At 56.0% G+C, this 16,234-nt stretch carries 15 protein-coding genes and 3 pseudogenes; 10 read left to right on the forward strand and 8 right to left on the reverse strand.

Annotated elements, in window-relative coordinates; all coding sequences use genetic code 11:
- The first annotated feature begins 32 nt into the window (after positions 1-32).
- The 4 genes from KRR23_RS14200 (at position 33) to KRR23_RS14215 (ending at position 4,173) form a co-directional block, all read left to right on the forward strand.
- Entirely contained in the window at positions 33-1,052 is a 1,020-nt protein-coding gene (locus KRR23_RS14200) for an alpha-ketoacid dehydrogenase subunit beta (RefSeq protein WP_216742999.1), read from the forward strand.
- Complete coding sequence (locus KRR23_RS14205) at positions 1,049-2,161, forward strand: acetoin dehydrogenase dihydrolipoyllysine-residue acetyltransferase subunit (protein ID WP_216743000.1); 1,113 nt, start codon at positions 1,049-1,051, stop codon at positions 2,159-2,161. Before KRR23_RS14200 ends, KRR23_RS14205 begins: the two co-directional genes overlap by 4 nt.
- A 90-nt stretch (positions 2,162-2,251) precedes the next feature.
- Positions 2,252-3,316 (forward strand): 2,3-butanediol dehydrogenase, encoded by a 1,065-nt coding sequence (locus KRR23_RS14210; protein ID WP_253912109.1) that lies wholly within the window; start codon positions 2,252-2,254, stop codon positions 3,314-3,316.
- 188 nt (positions 3,317-3,504) lie between these two features.
- A complete protein-coding gene (locus tag KRR23_RS14215) occupies positions 3,505-4,173 on the forward strand; it encodes a dTMP kinase (RefSeq protein ID WP_216743002.1) in 669 nt (222 codons plus the stop codon).
- Positions 4,174-4,236: 63 nt separating this feature from the next.
- On the opposite strand, the pseudogene KRR23_RS14220 reads toward KRR23_RS14215, so the two are convergent.
- Positions 4,237-5,751, reverse strand: a pseudogene (locus KRR23_RS14220) (AAA domain-containing protein); the annotation flags it as partial.
- A gap of 3 nt (positions 5,752-5,754) precedes the next feature.
- Between KRR23_RS14220 and KRR23_RS29405 the strand changes: the two are divergent.
- The 5 genes and pseudogenes from KRR23_RS29405 to KRR23_RS14245 all read left to right on the forward strand — a co-directional run bounded on the left by KRR23_RS29405 (position 5,755) and on the right by KRR23_RS14245 (position 9,880).
- On the forward strand, positions 5,755-6,069 hold the full coding sequence (locus tag KRR23_RS29405; protein ID WP_216743003.1) for a DUF3223 domain-containing protein: 315 nt from the start codon (positions 5,755-5,757) through the stop codon (positions 6,067-6,069).
- A gap of 545 nt (positions 6,070-6,614) precedes the next feature.
- The gene (locus KRR23_RS14230) at positions 6,615-7,094 is read left to right on the forward strand and encodes a hypothetical protein (protein WP_216743004.1); all 480 of its coding nucleotides are present in this window, start codon (positions 6,615-6,617) and stop codon (positions 7,092-7,094) included.
- Between the two features lie 12 nt (positions 7,095-7,106).
- Positions 7,107-7,349 carry a hypothetical protein gene (locus KRR23_RS14235; RefSeq protein WP_216743005.1) on the forward strand — a complete coding sequence of 81 codons (243 nt, stop codon included), beginning with the start codon at positions 7,107-7,109 and terminating at the stop codon, positions 7,347-7,349.
- Between the two features lie 985 nt (positions 7,350-8,334).
- Positions 8,335-8,943, forward strand: a pseudogene (locus tag KRR23_RS14240) (XdhC family protein); the annotation flags it as partial.
- A gap of 25 nt (positions 8,944-8,968) precedes the next feature.
- Positions 8,969-9,880, forward strand: a complete 912-nt coding sequence (locus KRR23_RS14245; RefSeq protein WP_216743164.1) for an AraC family transcriptional regulator — start codon at positions 8,969-8,971, stop codon at positions 9,878-9,880.
- A gap of 84 nt (positions 9,881-9,964) precedes the next feature.
- Here the strand turns inward: KRR23_RS14245 and KRR23_RS29115 are convergent.
- From KRR23_RS29115 to KRR23_RS14275, 7 genes and pseudogenes are all read right to left on the reverse strand, one after another.
- Positions 9,965-10,111: pseudogene (locus KRR23_RS29115) on the reverse strand (DUF2256 domain-containing protein); the annotation flags it as partial.
- Positions 10,074-10,886, reverse strand: coding sequence for an oxidoreductase (locus KRR23_RS14250; protein ID WP_216743007.1), 813 nt, complete (start codon positions 10,884-10,886; stop codon positions 10,074-10,076). The gene KRR23_RS14250 and the pseudogene KRR23_RS29115, both read right to left, overlap by 38 nt.
- Before the next feature lie 58 nt (positions 10,887-10,944).
- A complete protein-coding gene (locus KRR23_RS14255) occupies positions 10,945-11,208 on the reverse strand; it encodes a hypothetical protein (protein WP_216743008.1) in 264 nt (87 codons plus the stop codon).
- An 89-nt stretch (positions 11,209-11,297) separates the two neighbouring features.
- A complete protein-coding gene (locus tag KRR23_RS14260; RefSeq protein ID WP_216743165.1) occupies positions 11,298-12,296 on the reverse strand; it encodes an NADP-dependent oxidoreductase in 999 nt (332 codons plus the stop codon).
- A gap of 76 nt (positions 12,297-12,372) precedes the next feature.
- Positions 12,373-13,242 (reverse strand): alpha/beta fold hydrolase, encoded by an 870-nt coding sequence (locus tag KRR23_RS14265; protein ID WP_216743009.1) that lies wholly within the window; start codon positions 13,240-13,242, stop codon positions 12,373-12,375.
- A 103-nt stretch (positions 13,243-13,345) separates the two neighbouring features.
- A complete protein-coding gene (locus KRR23_RS14270) occupies positions 13,346-14,134 on the reverse strand; it encodes an SDR family oxidoreductase (RefSeq protein ID WP_216743010.1) in 789 nt (262 codons plus the stop codon).
- A 52-nt stretch (positions 14,135-14,186) separates the two neighbouring features.
- Entirely contained in the window at positions 14,187-15,287 is a 1,101-nt protein-coding gene (locus KRR23_RS14275; protein ID WP_216743011.1) for an alkene reductase, read from the reverse strand.
- A gap of 167 nt (positions 15,288-15,454) precedes the next feature.
- Here KRR23_RS14275 and KRR23_RS14280 point away from each other — a divergent pair, with 167 nt between their 5' ends.
- The gene (locus tag KRR23_RS14280; RefSeq protein ID WP_216743012.1) at positions 15,455-16,054 is read left to right on the forward strand and encodes a TetR/AcrR family transcriptional regulator; all 600 of its coding nucleotides are present in this window, start codon (positions 15,455-15,457) and stop codon (positions 16,052-16,054) included.
- Positions 16,055-16,234 lie beyond the last annotated feature (180 nt).

A 16,234-nucleotide genomic window follows, 5' to 3' on the forward strand; every position in this document is an offset into this window, starting at 1 on the left:
GCCCCCCTATAACAAGAATCGAGACCTTCATCATGGCGAGAAAAATCAGTTATCAGCAGGCAATCAACGAAGCTCTGGCCCAGGAAATGCGCCGCGATCCCAGCGTGTTCATCATGGGCGAGGACGTCGCCGGCGGTGCCGGTGCCCCCGGTGAAAACGACGCCTGGGGCGGAGTGCTGGGCGTGACCAAGGGCCTCTATCACCAATTCCCTGGACGAGTACTGGACACGCCATTGTCGGAGTTGGGCTATGTCGGTGCTGCAGTGGGCGCCGCAACCTGTGGCGTGCGCCCGGTATGTGAGTTGATGTTCGTCGACTTCGCCGGTTGCTGCCTGGACCAGATCCTCAATCAGGCGGCCAAGTTTCGCTACATGTTCGGCGGCAAGGCTTCCACGCCACTGGTGATCCGCACGATGGTCGGCGCCGGGTTGCGAGCCGCTGCCCAGCACTCGCAAATGCTGACCTCGTTGTGGACCCACATTCCAGGGCTGAAAGTGGTCTGCCCGTCGTCACCTTATGACGCCAAAGGTTTGCTTATCCAGGCGATCCGCGACAACGACCCGGTGATCTTCTGTGAACACAAAATGCTCTACAGCATGCAGGGTGAAGTACCGGAAGAGCTCTATACCATCCCCTTCGGCGAAGCCAACTTCCTGCGTGATGGCAAGGATGTGACGCTGGTCTCCTATGGCCGCACGGTCAACACCGCGATGGACGCCGCGCGCAATTTGGCCGCGCGCGGCATCGACTGCGAGGTGATCGACCTGCGTACCACCAGCCCGCTGGACGAAGACAGTATTTTGGAAAGTGTGGAGAAGACCGGACTCCTGGTGGTCATCGACGAAGCCAACCCGCGTTGCTCCATGGCTACTGATATTTCGGCTTTGGTGGCGCAAAAAGCATTCGCCTCGCTCAAGGCGCCGATCGAGATGGTGACTGCACCGCATACGCCGGTACCGTTCTCCGACGCCCTGGAAGACCTCTACATTCCCGACGCGGCGAAGATCGAGAGCGCCGTGCTCAAACTGATCGAGTGGAGCAAGCGTTCATGAGCCAGATCCATACCTTGACCATGCCCAAGTGGGGCCTGTCCATGACCGAGGGCCGGGTCGATGTCTGGCTCAAGGAGGAAGGCCAGGTCATCGCCAAGGGTGACGAAGTGCTGGATGTCGAAACCGACAAAATCTCCAGCAGTGTCGAGGCGCCTTTTTCCGGAGTGCTTCGCCGGCAGATCGCCCGTCAGGATGAAACCCTCGCAGTGGGTGCGTTGCTTGGCATCGTGGTCGACGGCGAGGCCAGCGAGGTCGAGATCGATGCAGTCGTCGAGCAGTTTCAGGCCACGTTCGTGCCTGGGGACGGCGCCGAGGAGGACCGCGGGCCGAAGCCGCAAAAGGTCGAGCTGGACGGGCGGTTGATCCGTTACTTCGAGCGCGGCGAAGGCGGGGTGCCGTTGGTGCTGGTGCACGGCTTTGGCGGTGACCTGAATAACTGGATGTTCAATCATGAAGCATTGGCCGCCGGGCGCCGGGTGGTTGCCCTGGACCTGCCGGGCCATGGCGAGTCTACCAAACAGCTTGAACGCGCAGACCTGGATGAGCTGAGCGGCGTGGTGCTAGCACTGCTTGATCACCTGGACATTCCCGCAGCGCATCTGGTGGGTCATTCCATGGGCGGAGCGGTGTCGCTGAACATTGCGCGTCTGGAGCCGCAGCGGGTACGGTCCTTGGTCTTGATCGGCAGCGCAGGTCTGGGGGAGGGCATCAACGGCGATTACCTGGAAGGTTTTGTCGAGGCTGCCAACCGCAATGCCCTCAAGCCACAGTTGGTGAAACTGTTCTCCAATCCCGAGCTGGTCAACCGGCAGATGCTTGAAGACATGCTCAAGTACAAGCGCCTGGAAGGAGTGGGCGCGGCCCTGCGCCTGCTGGTATCAGGCTTGTTCAAAGACGGATCGCAACAGCTCGATCTGCGCGACGTGGTGCAGGACGGCCAGCAGCCAGTGTTGCTGATCTGGGGCAGTGACGACGCGATTATTCCAGCGAACCATAGCGCCGGGCTGAAGGCTCAGGTCGAGGTCCTGCCAGGTCAGGCGCACATGGTGCAGATGGAAGCGGCCGAGCAAGTCAATCGATTGATTCTGGACTTTGTGCAACAGCACTGACGCCCCTCCTGGCGGCCTCTCGCGGGGTGCCAGGAGCAACTATTTCAAGGAGATTTCGCTATGAGCCTTTCAATCAATCCGCAACGCAGTATGCGTGCCGCTGTCTGGCACGGCCGCCACGATATCCGTGTCGAAGACGTTCCGCTGCCAATAGCGCCACCTGCCGGCTGGGTGCAGATCCGCGTGCAGTGGTGCGGCATTTGTGGGTCCGATCTGCATGAGTATGTGGCTGGGCCGGTGTTCATACCGGTTGACGCACCGCACCCACTGACCGGGATCAAGGGCCAGTGCATTCTCGGTCATGAGTTTTGTGGCGAAATCGTCGAGCTCGGTGCCGGTGTTCAGGGTTTCAGTGTCGGCGAACCGGTGGCGGCCGATGCCTGCCAACATTGCGGCACCTGCTACTACTGCACCCACGGGCTGTACAACATCTGCGAGAACCTGGCGTTCACCGGGCTAATGAATAATGGTGCCTTCGCCGAACTGGTCAACGTGCCGGCCAACCTGTTGTACAAGTTGCCGGCGAACTTTCCTGCTGAAGCCGGGGCACTGATCGAGCCCCTGGCGGTGGGCATGCACGCGGTGAAAAAAGCCGGGAGCCTGCTCGGGCAGAACGTTGTAGTCGTTGGTGCAGGCACCATTGGCTTGTGCACCATCATGTGCGCCAAGGCTGCCGGTGCGGCTCAGGTGATCACTCTGGAAATGTCTGGAGCGCGCAAGGCCAAGGCCCTGGAAGTAGGGGCGACCCATGTGCTTGATCCCAATGAATGCGATGCCTTGGCTGAGGTACGGCGCCTGACGGGAGGGCTCGGGGCAGATGTCAGCTTCGAATGCATCGGCAACAAACACACAGCCAAGCTCGCGATCGATCTGATCCGCAAGGCCGGCAAATGCGTACTGGTGGGGATCTTTGAGGAGCCCAGCGAGTTCAACTTTTTCGAGTTGGTAGCTACCGAAAAACAGGTGCTGGGTGCGCTGGCCTATAACGGTGAGTTCGCAGATGTGATCGCTTTTATCGCTGATGGCCGGCTGAACATCACTCCGCTGGTGACCGGGCGCATTCAGTTGGAGCAGATCGTGGGGCAGGGCTTCGAGGAGCTGGTCAACAACAAGGAGCACAACGTCAAAATCATCGTGTCGCCCGCTCGAGTCTGAAGCGGCTGAGACCGATGTTCATAAGCAGCTGTAACCCTGGATTTTGAGGCCCGTTAGCCAGAAACCGGGTTAGAGTGTTCATCAATATCTGTTCATAAGGGCCCTCCACTCGATTCGCGTAGTCGCGTCAAGCGATTACAGCGAACGAACCGGGCAAGAAAAACCGTAAATCAATCGTTATGTGAAGAATGAATCGTGCGCTGTTTGTTTCTCTAGATGGGCCCAAGGGAGCCGGCAAAACCACACTGTTGGAGGCCGTCACGAAAGTACTGAGGGCAGACAACAAAAAGGTAATCCGACTTTGCGAGAAAAAAAGCGATCCCTATCGAAGTGAAACAATGGCCCTCGTGAACAAACTCGTCAGAAATCCCACCCGGGAATTAGAGTTACGGGTTTGTGAGCGCTTTGCTGATAGCCGTACCTGGATTTCCCAGCACGTATTGGCTAAACAGCCACCAGACAGCATCATCCTGATTGATCGCTGGTACCCGTCTGATGCCGCGTTTCGCCGGATAATCCCGTTTGCAGAGATTCTACAGTTGAACATTGATCGAAACGTGCGAGTGCCAGACCTGCATATCGGGGTTGTCACCGCCCCTGATATTTCATGGGCGAGGGCAGCGGCACGACGGCGTGGGCTGAGCAGTACTGTGATCCATAAGCTGGAAGAACATGTCGCTTGTACCAAGGCGTTCGAGCGAGCGATTGCAGATCACGGCTGGGTTTTATGCCGTAATGAAGGAATGATCGAAGACGCAACGATGCAGGTAATTTCTGAGATCTATAGAGTTCTTCGATGCCCCGCAGACGAAGTTCGCTGCGCCGGCCTTGATGCGATGCATCTCTCGCGTCTATGAAAGATGCGTTACGCGCTGAACAACTGGCAGGGGTTCTTGGCGCCAGAGGGGCATCGGCTCAGCTCAGCCCTGTGTCATTGGGCCCGCCAGCTCTTGATACCCTTTGCGCAGTTTCTCCGCGATCAGCTTTTCCACTTCGCGCAATGCACGTTCGGGGCTGTCGAGGGACTTGACCAACGTCTGGCCCTTGGTGCCGATGCGACCGAAGTTCACCACCACCTCAGCCTCCGTGACGCCGATACGCCAGAACTTGTTGGAGTTACCTTCACCAAAGGTGAACTCGCGCATCGTGGTCGCCGCTTCAGTGGTTGGCGGTGGCTCGACCTCAACCGTTTCCGGTTCCACTTCCTGTTCAGGCTCAGGCAGCGCGGGTGCCTCTTCACCCCGTAGCAGCGCTTCGATGCGATTCAGCACTTCTTCCGAGTCCCGCAGCCAGTCATGGCTGAGCACGTCAATGATCTTCCAGCCGAAACTGCGCAGCACGGTCGGGCGGAAGATATAACGCTCACGCACGTTAGCCGCGGCCGCCATATCGCCGTCCAACAGCACGCCGAGGCTGAAGTGTTCAGCGCTGGCGTCACTGATCGCCAGGTCGCAGCGGAACTGCGAACGTCCGACATATTCGTGCACCATATGCCCGCGCTTGCGCAACGCGGCGGCGAGGGCGCCGCGCAGGCTGTCCTTGGGCAGGCTGACGGCAAAGGATTGCTTGGCGCCTGGGTTGAGGTTGGCGAGGATACCCTGGGAACGCGGCGCATCCCCACTGGCGCTGGCCTGGGCGAACTGTAGGAAAGCGCGTAGTGCAGCGGCACCGTCGTTATGGGTGTTGGTGATGGCCTCTGCCTCGATGCTGGAGACGATCGCCATGCGCTTGCGCGCGCGGCTGAAGATCACGTTGAGGCGTTTTTCTCCGCCGCGCTGGTTGATCGGGCCGAAGTTCATCAGCATCTTGCCGTTCGGTCCTGGCGCGCAGCAGATGCTCAGGATGATCACATCGCGTTCATCACCCTGAACGTTCTCCAGGTTCTTGACGAACAGGCCATTGAACTGCCCGGCGTCTTCACGCACGTACTCGCGTTCAAGGCGTGTGGCAAAGGCCGAGTCGCTGGTGGCCAAGTCCTCCAGGGCCTGTTCGATGGCGCCTTGTTGGGCTTCGGAGAAGGCCACGATGCCCAGACTCAGGCCGGTCTCACGTTGCAACAGTTCACGCACCAGATTGGCGATATACCGCGCTTCAGCCAAGTTACTGCGGCTGAGGTAGACGCCATCGCTCATCTTCAAAAAGCTGATCGGGCTGTCGAGCAGCGTGTCGGCGCCCTGGGTCACTGCCTGGGCATCCGTTGAGTCGAGGGCGGCGGTATGGGCCGGGGTAGGGCGCTCGATACGACGGTCGGGAATGGTGATCAGGCGCCCTTCGTAGAATGCCGCGTTGGAGAAGCTAATCAATGCTTCATGGCGGCTGCGGTAGTGCCAGGCCAGCAGGGTCGCCGGCAAATTACGCGCGGCCTGGCTCAGCAGGCTGTCGGCATCGAGGTTGATCGCAATCTGTTCGCCGTCTTCCATGGCAATCAGTTCGTTAGAGTGGGCGTTGACCACTTCCGTATCGAGAGAAACGAACTGGCAGGTCGTGGGTTGCGACTGGTGCGTCATGACGGCTCTAAAGACAGCTTCTCCTACGAACGATGCATCACTGGCGTAAGCCAGTCGCCCCATGGAAAAGTGTGTGAGGCGCTGAGCTTTGCCGTACGGCCCCAACTGGATGCCTTTCGAGCTGCGCTTGTGTGGCCGCTGAAATGTGCAATCAATGGCACCGACATAGTTCATCCCAACGATCTGCACATTGATCACAAAATCCCTTTCTGGCAGTTACTGGAGCAATTCTGTGCTCAGCAGTGAGTGGATTTTTCGTCACTGGCGACGGTGGGTAACGGAATCACGCTGGCCCTGGTTGATCGAGGGATATCGGCAGCATTTGAAGCATTCCATCTTCAACATGCGCAGCTTCAGCCCACCTGTAAATTCGCCAATGCCCTGAAGGGCGGCAGGCTTCAAATCATCTCCTAGGAGGTGCTGCTTGGCTGGGGGACAAGGGGAAATGGCGTCTGATTCAGGACGACTACGCCACAACGGCGATGCGGGATGACTATTTCGGTACAGACCTGGGGTTATGGGCGGGATCGTGACGAGCGCCCTGATGAGGCTGTGCCCACTCAGCTTCGAGGTGGCTGGTAAATTACGGTGTGTAAACCTATTTTTTGATGTGTTAACCACCGTGGTTTACAAGTCGAAAAATGGCTTTACTGATCGATCCTCGTCGGAGCCCAATGCCTCTCAGAGTCCGCGCAGGCGGTGCCCGCCGCCTTGCCAGCAAGGCGAAATGATTTGAATCCAATGCGCTCCTTGTAGAGAATCACCATCTTTGCCTCGCAAGAATACGCGCAATGAGGTTCGAAGGGACTTTCCAATACATTGGCAATCACGGGATCGTCTTCAACGTCTCGCAGATCACCCTCACCGACAGCGAACGCGGACGCCTGCGCGAGCTGCATTTTGGCGAGGCGAAAAGTGCCCACTATGAGGTCAACAGCAAGGTCGTCGAGGTGTACGACAAGATGCAGGCCAAGAGTCTGCCGTGCGTGATGATGATCGGCATCTCCAAGCCGCTGACCCGGCAACAGGGCGATGTGCTCAATGCCCAACGCACCAAGATCGCGAACCTTGCCGCCACGGCCTTCACTTCCGCCACCACTGCCGTGTCCTCCGCTTACGTGGGCTTTTCTGTAGGGGCCGGTGTGCGCATGTACGCCAATGAAATCCTGCCCACCTACCATGCTGGCGACGTACTGGTCAGCATCGAGGCGCAGGTCAACGGCGGTATCGGCCCGCAACGTACCCTCTCGACACTGATCATCAAGACCTGACTGGAGACGCACATGTCCGACATTACCCAACTGGTCATTGCCATGGTGCTGTTCTTTCTGTTCGATCGGTTTCTCAAGCCGTATCTGCTGCGCAAGTGGCTAGGGGTGGTGCTGGTGGTGGCTGGTGCGGTCGGCTGCGTTGCTGCAAGCCAGGCCCGCTTGTTGGGGTTTGATCTGGGGTTGCTGTCGATCTTTGCCGTGGCGATGGGGGTGGGGTTGTTCCAGAAGCGGCGGCGGTTCGAGCAGATTGGCTGAAGGGATGTAGGGATTCATCGCTACTAGGGATAAATCCTACCGCTATGCTGCCTCAGACGATTGAGCCAGAGCACCTAGCGCCGCAGAGCTGCGCAGGTGGCACCTTCGCTCATAACTGTGGAGGAGAGTTGGCTCTGGTGCAGCTGACTCTTGGGAGGAAATTGTAGACGGTCAAGGATTATCACAGAGGCCGGTTCAGTTTTAGTGGCACTTGGATCAATCCTGAATCAGCCTGGAGCAATTGTGCCGATCGTCGCGCGAACAACAGACCTGACGAGGGAAGTCTAAAATGCAACCTTCGTTCGCTCATCGCTGCGTCAGTTAGGAGTCAGGAGCGATGGTCGGAGTGGACGGTTGAGATTTGAGATGGCGTTCCCTGGAAGCAGCGTTATGGTTTTCAAACCGGGCATACAGGGATGGCGGGGTAGCTGAAGCTGAGAAGGTACCGGAGACATGGCTAGCAACTGCTTGATTCGGAAGGTGTATGGTCAATGCAGACAATGTGAACCTTGATAGAAGTGTGGACAATCGTAACTGATTGATTTCTCGTTATATTTTTCAACTTTCGCAATTAGAGTGGAAATTCAATTTTATTTTTCCACCCTGCTATCGATATTTTCCGGTGTTCTTCCAATTCTAAGTAACTGCTTGCAGGGCGACTAACACCTCTGTTTCAGGAGTTGCGAGCGTATGCCTTGAGAGAATTCCCGTTACGGGGATATCGTCCGATTCAATTGTCAAAAGGCGGCTGCATGTCGTGTTGTTTTGAGATACATCCCATCAATTGTACGAAAAGTGAGCGATAGAACGTCTGCGAAGATCTTTTTCGAACTGTTTTCCGTATTAAATAGAAATCCCACCATACTCAGTCTGCCGTTTGATCAATTGAAGCAAATGCTCAATCTGATCCGTGTCTGAGCTTCACAATACTCCGTATCTTGCTCGGCTGTTGCCGCTGACCGAACACTGCGCAGTTCTATTGGATGCGCTGAAGGGGCGTCAGCAGGTAGTGCGCCATGTGGAATTGGATTCCGACCAAGTGCATATCGAGCCATGCACTACGGCGTGTGCGCCGATTTCTGTCGAGCCCGATCATGTCCGTATACGGATAGGCGCGGCTCAAAGGCTGCTTATTGCGGGGCTTTCACCCGTCGCTGAATTTTGTGCGGGTTTTGCTGCGGCGCTGGGTTTTGAGGTAGTGGTGTGTGACCCGCGTTCGGAACTGACTGCGCATTTCAACATGCCAGGCGTGAAGCTAATTGAAGTTCACCCAGCGACTTACATCTCTCAAGGCGGCTGTCATGCCGCGACTGCGGTCGTAGCACTGACTCACGATCCTCGGCTGGATGATTTGACACTCATGGAGGCCGTTACGACCCCAGCGTTCTATATTGGCGCCATGGGCTCAAAACGTAATAGTCAGAACCGCCTGGAGCGGGTCAGGCGAATTGCTCGGTTGGATGATCAAAGTGTCGACCGTATCCATGCTCCGATTGGTCTGAACCTCGGGAGCAAAACCCCAGCCGAGATCGCGCTTGCGGTTATGTCCGACATCGTGAGGGTGAAAAATGGAATTGTTCGTGACGCGCTGTAGCGTCGGGAGTTTTTAGGCGATGGACATGCAAACTGCTTCTAAAAGGCATTTCGCCGACGGTGATACGGGTCATCTGGTTGATTTGGTGAGCCAGATTGTGCGCACCGATTGCGATTACCAGACAGCCATCCCGGGTCTGAGCTTTTATCGACGAAACGCGGTTACACAGTCTTTGCACTGCATATATGGCTTGGGTATCGGTTTGTGCTTGCAGGGCAGCAAGCAAGTTATGGTCGGTGAGGAGGTGCTCACTTATGCCCCGGGGCAGTCGCTGGTTACGAGCGTAGACCTTCCAGTGATAGCGAATGTCACCCAGGCCAGCTTCGCGCAGCCGTATTTAGGCATGATGCTGACTTTCGACAACACCATGGTTATGCAAGTGGCTGAGCGCCTGCAGCTATCTCAACGCATGAAGGATGATGGGTTTAGACCTGTCACTGTGCAGACACTGGACGTGTCAGTGCTGAACGCTTTTGAACGGTTGGTTGCACTGCTCGATGAGCCTTGTTTGATCGCTGCAATTGCTCCGCTAATCACAGAAGAGATCGTCGTTCGATTGCTGAACGGCGCCCATGGGCCGCAATTGCTCCACATCGTCAGTGCCGGCTCCCCGAGCCAACACATCGCGAAGGCGGTGGCCTGGCTCAAGCTCAATTTCAGTCGGGCGCTGCGCATGGATGACCTGGCAGCTACCGCCTATATGAGCCCCTCCACCTTTCGTCAGTACTTCCGGGCGGTGACCGGAATGAGTCCGCTGCAGTATCAGAAACAGCTCAGGCTGCAAGCTGCCAGACAGATGATGTTGAGTCAGAATGTAGATGCGAGTAGTGCCGGTGGTCTGGTCGGATATGAAAGCTCATCGCAGTTCAGTCGTGAGTACAGCCGCCTGTTTGGTGAGCCGCCTCAAAGGGATATAAAACGCATGCGTGTGCAATAGCTGTATGTTTCGATAGCGTAGAGTCTTGGCTGACCGGGTGATTTTTGTTTGAGCACAAAAGGGCCCTTCGCAGACCCTTTTTTGGGTTCGGCTTTTGCTGCGCCGGTAGCGTTCCAAACAGTAGCGCAATACCCCACAGCAACGAGCCCATTTTCTGCTCCATGTGAAGGGAAGATCGCAGGTCACACAGGTTTCAAACCGGCAAGCGGAACTGCTTACGCAAGGCCTTATCGAAGAATCCTGCGGGGGCAAAGCGGCGCAGCAGACTGATTTGTCGCGCTGTCTTGCCGGCAGTGTAGCGATGCTTAGGGCGGACATCGGTTGCCGCTTTCACTACTACTGCCGCCACGACTTCTGGAAGGTCGGCTTTCGGCATCACCTCTCCTAGCAGTGCCCTGAACCCAGCTCGGGCCTGATCGTATTCGCTGATTTGCGAATCCGGCTCAATACCGTTTTGATCGAAGACGGTACGCACGAATGCCGGCTCGATGACCGAGACTCGAATATTGAAGGCGCGAACCTCGTGATCAAGAGATTCCGAATAGCCCGCTAGAGCGTGTTTGACCGCCGAATAATGAGCGGAGTAGGGCGCCGGTACCAACCCTAGAATCGATCCGATATTGATGATGCGCCCCTGTCCACGGTCTCGCATCGACGGCAACACCGCATTGGTCATCCGGATTACTCCAAACAAATTCACATCGAACAATGCCTGCACCTGTGAGATCGAGAATTCCTCAGCACCACCAAGCAGACCGACACCAGCATTATTGACCAAAAGGTCGATCCGCCCGGTCTGTGCGAGTACGGTGGAAACGAGTGCATTGACAGAGTCACCATCCGTCACATCGCAAGTGAGCATGGACACCTGCGTTGGACTGTCACCAGCCTTCCGACTCGTGCCGAACACCGTATAACCTGCACGCGCCAGAGCCTCAGCAGTAGCTTGACCAATACCGGATGATGCACCGGTCACTATCGCGGTTCTTTCGGAAGATGTTTTCATTTGATACTCCAGTGTGTCCGTGAGTCGCTTTCGGCTATAGCAAGGTGCTGGTTCGACGCTATTGCTCCAGCATTAATTTGCGCCAGACTATTGTTGGAGGCGTTGGCGGAGCGGGTTTGGAGTGCAGCTCAATTTTTCCTGGCGGTGAAGCCGGGTTAATACGGGACTCTTCTGATAAGTGATCTTCACGTATGGCTGAGCCAGGAGTCTCGTCCGGCAGGATGGTCGAGTTAAAGATCAGTAAGTCAACGCTGCCTACTTGACCTTGACCTGATTCAAGGGATGGCACGGATTTCCGTGTCTTCAAATTCTCGACAGTCATTAGCTTATTTTCCTAACCTGCTCGCATACTCCTAACTGCAAAAATATGAACCCTCGTTCAGAGTTCCAGTTATCGAGTGTCAGTTGTAGTCATATGAGCTTGATGATCACCTTACCTTTGGCTCTGCCCCGTTCGACATAGCTCAACGCTTCAGCCGTTGACTCAAACGGGAAGGTTCGGTCGATCACAGGTGTGATAACTCCGGACTCGACAAGCGCAGCGATTTTTTTCAATTGAGCACCGCTCGCACGCATGAATACGAACGCATATCTGACGTCCTTTTTGCGAGCTTTTCTGCGTATGCCGCTGCTCAACAGACGCATTACCCAACCCAGTCCCCAGAACAGCTTTTGCTCCTGTGCGAACTCTGCCGTCGGTGGCCCTGAGATGGAGATAAGCTGACCACCAGGCTTGAGAATGCTGAGTGATTTTTCCAGGTCGACAGGGCCTAGGCTGTTCAATACGACATCGTAGTCGCGCAAGACGTTTTCGAAGTTTTGCTGCTTGTAATCGATGACGACGTCTGCTCCCAACGCCTTAACCCAATCCACGTTACTTGTGCTGGTCGTAGTCGCAACGAAAGCACCCAGGTGCTTTGCAAGCTGTATGGCGATTGCGCCGACGCCACCGGAGCCGGCTTGGATAAAGACTTTTTGCCCCTTCTTCAACCGTGCTGTTTCAACCAGCACCTGCCAGGCAGTCAGCGCAACCAAGGGGAGAGAAGCTGCTTCTTCCATGGTGGTATTTTTGGGTTTCAGTGCGAGGGCACTTTCCTCAATCGCGATTAGCTCGGCAAAGCCTCCGATGCGCTCCTGGGGCGGGCGTGCATAGACCTCGTCACCGGGCTTGAAGTTGCGTACGCCTGACCCCACGCGAACGACGACGCCGGCTAAGTCGTTACCCATAATCAGCGGGAATGTGTAAGGCAGGATCAGTTTGAATTCACCTTTGCTGATCTTTGAATCCAACAGATTGACGCTGCTGGCATGCACCTTAACCAGGACGTCGTTGAAGCCCGGTTCTGGTTCCGGTACCTCGCCAATACGTCCATGATTCTTGCCGTAACGGTCGATCAGGAAGGCTTTCATCATTCAGTTCTCATGGTTTCAATGGGATGGAAGCATGCGCAATCCAGCGTGCTGCTGTAAGGCGAGCTTAAGGTCTTCAGGCATTCAAAAATGCCGTCGCTCTCGTCACGAAATCATTGTGATATTGGAAGATCCCGCCATGACCCGCGTCTGGGTAAATGATCAGTTGCGAATTTGAAATACGGTTTGCCAACTCGGCAGAGTTCACAGTGGGAACCATGATGTCGTTATCGCCGTTTACGATCAGCGTGGGTATCTGGATGCGGCTGAGATCCTGTGGCGGTTGCCGGCCCCAGGCGTGAATCGCTTTCAGTTGCCGCATGAAGGCGCCAGGCGTTGGATTTTTGTCTCGGTCTTTATCACGCTCCTTCAGGCGATTTAAAAAATCCTTGGCAGCTTTTCGCCCATTGGCCGTAGCGGTGAAGAAGAGGTAAAACTTCGGGTCGCGTACTGTGAGGAGACCCTTGAGCATCAACGGCCACGACACAGACCACACCTTATCTATACCTTGGCCGCCCGCCGGCCCGGTACCGGTCAGAATAAGTTTGCGCACCAGCTCTGGGGCTCTCAGCGCAATCTCCTGTGCGACGAACCCACCCAATGAAAAACCCAGCAGGTCGACTTTTTCGAATCCAAGGGCGCGGATCACTGCGATGGCATCGTTCGCCATCTCTCCGACGGTCAAAGGGGCGGTTCCACCAGACGCGCCGATTCCCCGATAGTCAGTGGCAATGATTCGCCGGGTACGGGCCAGTCCGTCGAGAATGCGTGGGTCGAAGTTATCCAGGACTGCGCCCCAATGATTCAACAGTACGAGCGGCAACCCGTCTCTCGGCCCCAAGTCCCGGTAGGCAAATGCTGTTCCTTCGACAGTCACCCGCTGGTTCGCCGCGCAGACGAACTGCGCTGGCGACCCAAGGTCACGATTTGTGGCTTCAACGATCATGTGCGCACCGTGCCCTGATGAGGGGCGTCTAGGTGAATATAAGAAAATCTGCAGCAAGCGCCTTTACATCAAGGAATGCCTATCAGCGCCTGCTGCGTGACAATTACGCCTCGGCTTGATAGCGCTCGGCGACTAAAGATTGGCGAATCTCTGAAAGCAAACCTTGGCGGGCAGCCTGCAGAGCATCCCAACGGGCGGCGTCTTGTAACGGTGGAATGGTCACCGGCTCGCGACGATCAAAACCGACCAGCGCAGCATCGACCAGATCGCCCACGTCCATAATTTCGCTCAGGGTATTTATGTCGATGCCCGCACGTTCCCAGATTTCCGTGCGGGTGGCCGCTGGGAGCACAGCTTGCACGTAGACGCCTTTAGGCGAGAGCTCAAGGCTCAGCCCCTGCGATAGAAACAGGACAAACGCCTTGGTCGCGCCGTAGACGCTCATCCCGAATTCCGGTGCCAGTCCCACGACCGAGCCAATGTTGATAATCGCGCCATTACCGGCTTGTGCCAGGCGTGGAGCGATTGCGCTGGCGAGTCGTACCAGTGCGGTGGTGTTGAGCGCGACCAGATTGGCAACGCTGTCGGTGGATTGCTCAACGAAGCTGCCGGATTGGGCGGCTCCCGCATTATTCACAAGGATGCCGATACTGGCGTCATCACGTAGGCGAGCTTCGACGGTCGTCAAATCGGTGGTTTGAGTCAGGTCAGCCTGAATAACGTCAATGGCAACACCGTGTTTCTCACGCAGACGGGTGGAAAGCACGTCTAACCGGTTTTTGTCGCGGGCAACCAGCACCAGGTTGTGCCCACGTTGGGCAAAACGCTCGGCGTAAGTCGCGCCAATGCCTGTTGAGGCGCCGGTAATAAGTACGGTTTCAGGGAGGCTCATAATTAGATGCTCTTGAATGGATGTCGATAAGCGATTCAGTCTCTACGACTGCTCAACCCTGCGCGAAGCTGGACTCGGCAAGCATCGGGTAGTCGATGTAGCCCGCTGCACCGCCGCCATAAAGCGTTGTTGGATCGAATGCGGATAAAGAGGCATCAGCTTTGAGTCGCTCAACCAAATCAGGGTTGCCAATAAACGGACGCCCGAAAGCAATGAGGTCGGCCTTGTCTTCGTTTAGTGTCGAGGTAGCCAGATTCAGTTCGTAGCCATTGTTGGCGATGTAGGTATTTTTGAAGCGTTGACGCAGGGAGCCAAAGTCAAAGGGCGCAACATCACGTGGGCCGCCAGTTGCGCCTTCGACCACATGGAGGTAAACGAGGCCCATGGCGTCGAGTTGATCGACAACGTAGTCGAATTGGGCTTGCGGTTCGGTGCTGGAAACACCATTGGCGGGGGAGACTGGTGATATACGTATACCCGTTCGCTCAGCACCGATCTCGTTCACTACAGCCGCAGTTACTTCAAGCAACAAGCGAGCGCGATTTTCAACCGAGCCACCGTAGGCATCAGTGCGAACATTGGCACCGTCCTTGAGGAACTGATCCAGCAAATAGCCGTTTGCACCGTGGATCTCTACGCCGTCAAACCCCGCAGCGATGGCGTTCGACGCCGCCAGGCGAAAGTCGTTTACGATCCCAGGCAGCTCGCTGATATCGAGGGCTCGCGGTTCCGAAACGTCCACAAAGCTATTGTTGACGAATACTTTTGTTGCAGGACGCAGAGCAGAGGGTGCTACCGGAGCGGCACCGTTTTCCTGCAGGTCAATGTGGGACACGCGCCCGACATGCCAAAGTTGCAGGAAAATTCGTCCGCCTTTTTCATGAACTGCTTCGGTGACTTTGCGCCACCCATCTATCTGCGCCTGCGTATAAATCCCGGGCGTATCTTGATAGCCCTGTCCTTGCTGCGAGATCTGGGAAGCCTCGGAAATCAGCAGGCCTGCGGATGCTCTCTGGCTGTAATAGGTCGCAGCGAACTCGCTCGGTACAAAGCCCTCACCAGCACGGTTACGCGTCAGCGGAGCCATCACGACTCTGTTGGAAAGTGTCAGAGAGCCGAGCGTGTACGGCTCAAACAACGTCTTTTCGTTCATATCGTTTCCCGAATCGTTGATCAATGACGGCGACCTGCGCCGTGCCCGCGAAGATTCGCGATAGCGCATTTATGATGTCGATCATACTCAAAGCTGTCAACGCTTTTGATTACGATCAACATCATAGTATGATGAGCGCATTGCTTTGAGATGCAGAGGCGCACGAAATGAAGATCACCAAGACGCAATCACTCGCCAACCGAGCTCATATCGTCGATACGGCTTCCGAGCTATTTCGTGACCGTGGCTACGATGGCGTGGGAGTGGCGGAGCTCATGGCTGCAGCCGGTTTTACGCAAGGAGGTTTCTACAAGCACTTCGGCTCCAAGGCCGATTTGATGGCCGAAGCAGCTGAAAATAGCCTTTCAAAATCCCTCTCGAGTACCTGCGATCTCGACGTTACGGGATTTGTAAATCTGTACGTGTCGAGGGATCACAGAGACGGCAGGGGAGTGGGTTGTACTATGGCAGCGCTTTGCGGTGACGCTGCTCGTCAGTCAAGTGAGTTGAAGGCCACCTTTGCCGGCGGAATAGAAAACACACTGGCAGCGCTCGAAGAAAAGTACAAGGTGGGTCAGGACGCGCTGCAGGAAGGAGTGCGAGCAAAGATGATCGACATGCTGGCGCATGCAATCGGTGCAGTCATGTTGTCGCGCGCCTGCCCGGATGATTCTTCCCTTGCTGATGAAATACTCGAAGTTTGCCGCGCTGAGATAATTGCGTCATTGCCGTTGTCTTCTGCTAGTAAGTCACAGGAGAGCACCTAATGACCGGCTCATAACGGCGCGTTTTCTCATTCTGACCACCAGTCTTTTCTGCGCGTAGAATTCCATAGCCGTCGAACCAGCTCTCGATAGTGACGGCCAGCGAAGTGACTGCTGCGGTTGATTGCACGTCGATTGCTCGATCAGTATTACAATTAGGGCTCTTGCTGGTGAAGCATATTT

It is taken from the genome of Pseudomonas sp. CVAP#3, from assembly GCF_018986375.1.
GTDB classification, from domain to species: domain Bacteria; phylum Pseudomonadota; class Gammaproteobacteria; order Pseudomonadales; family Pseudomonadaceae; genus Aquipseudomonas; species Aquipseudomonas helvetica.

What these genes read in the sequence shown, in the direction of transcription:
- KRR23_RS14245 (WP_216743164.1), top strand. Translation starts at nt 8,969, where the DNA reads ATGCAAACTGCTTCTAAAAGGCATTTCGCCGACGGTGATACGGGTCAT.
- KRR23_RS14260 (WP_216743165.1), bottom strand. Translation starts at nt 12,296, where the DNA reads ATGAAAGCCTTCCTGATCGACCGTTACGGCAAGAATCATGGACGTATT.
- KRR23_RS14270 (WP_216743010.1), bottom strand. Translation starts at nt 14,134, where the DNA reads ATGAGCCTCCCTGAAACCGTACTTATTACCGGCGCCTCAACAGGCATT.
- KRR23_RS14265 (WP_216743009.1), bottom strand. Translation starts at nt 13,242, where the DNA reads ATGATCGTTGAAGCCACAAATCGTGACCTTGGGTCGCCAGCGCAGTTC.
- KRR23_RS14210 (WP_253912109.1), top strand. Translation starts at nt 2,252, where the DNA reads ATGCGTGCCGCTGTCTGGCACGGCCGCCACGATATCCGTGTCGAAGAC.
- KRR23_RS14250 (WP_216743007.1), bottom strand. Translation starts at nt 10,886, where the DNA reads ATGAAAACATCTTCCGAAAGAACCGCGATAGTGACCGGTGCATCATCC.
- KRR23_RS14280 (WP_216743012.1), top strand. Translation starts at nt 15,455, where the DNA reads ATGAAGATCACCAAGACGCAATCACTCGCCAACCGAGCTCATATCGTC.
- KRR23_RS14230 (WP_216743004.1), top strand. Translation starts at nt 6,615, where the DNA reads ATGAGGTTCGAAGGGACTTTCCAATACATTGGCAATCACGGGATCGTC.
- KRR23_RS14215 (WP_216743002.1), top strand. Translation starts at nt 3,505, where the DNA reads ATGAATCGTGCGCTGTTTGTTTCTCTAGATGGGCCCAAGGGAGCCGGC.
- KRR23_RS14200 (WP_216742999.1), top strand. Translation starts at nt 33, where the DNA reads ATGGCGAGAAAAATCAGTTATCAGCAGGCAATCAACGAAGCTCTGGCC.
- KRR23_RS14235 (WP_216743005.1), top strand. Translation starts at nt 7,107, where the DNA reads ATGTCCGACATTACCCAACTGGTCATTGCCATGGTGCTGTTCTTTCTG.
- KRR23_RS14255 (WP_216743008.1), bottom strand. Translation starts at nt 11,208, where the DNA reads ATGACTGTCGAGAATTTGAAGACACGGAAATCCGTGCCATCCCTTGAA.
- KRR23_RS14275 (WP_216743011.1), bottom strand. Translation starts at nt 15,287, where the DNA reads ATGAACGAAAAGACGTTGTTTGAGCCGTACACGCTCGGCTCTCTGACA.
- KRR23_RS14205 (WP_216743000.1), top strand. Translation starts at nt 1,049, where the DNA reads ATGAGCCAGATCCATACCTTGACCATGCCCAAGTGGGGCCTGTCCATG.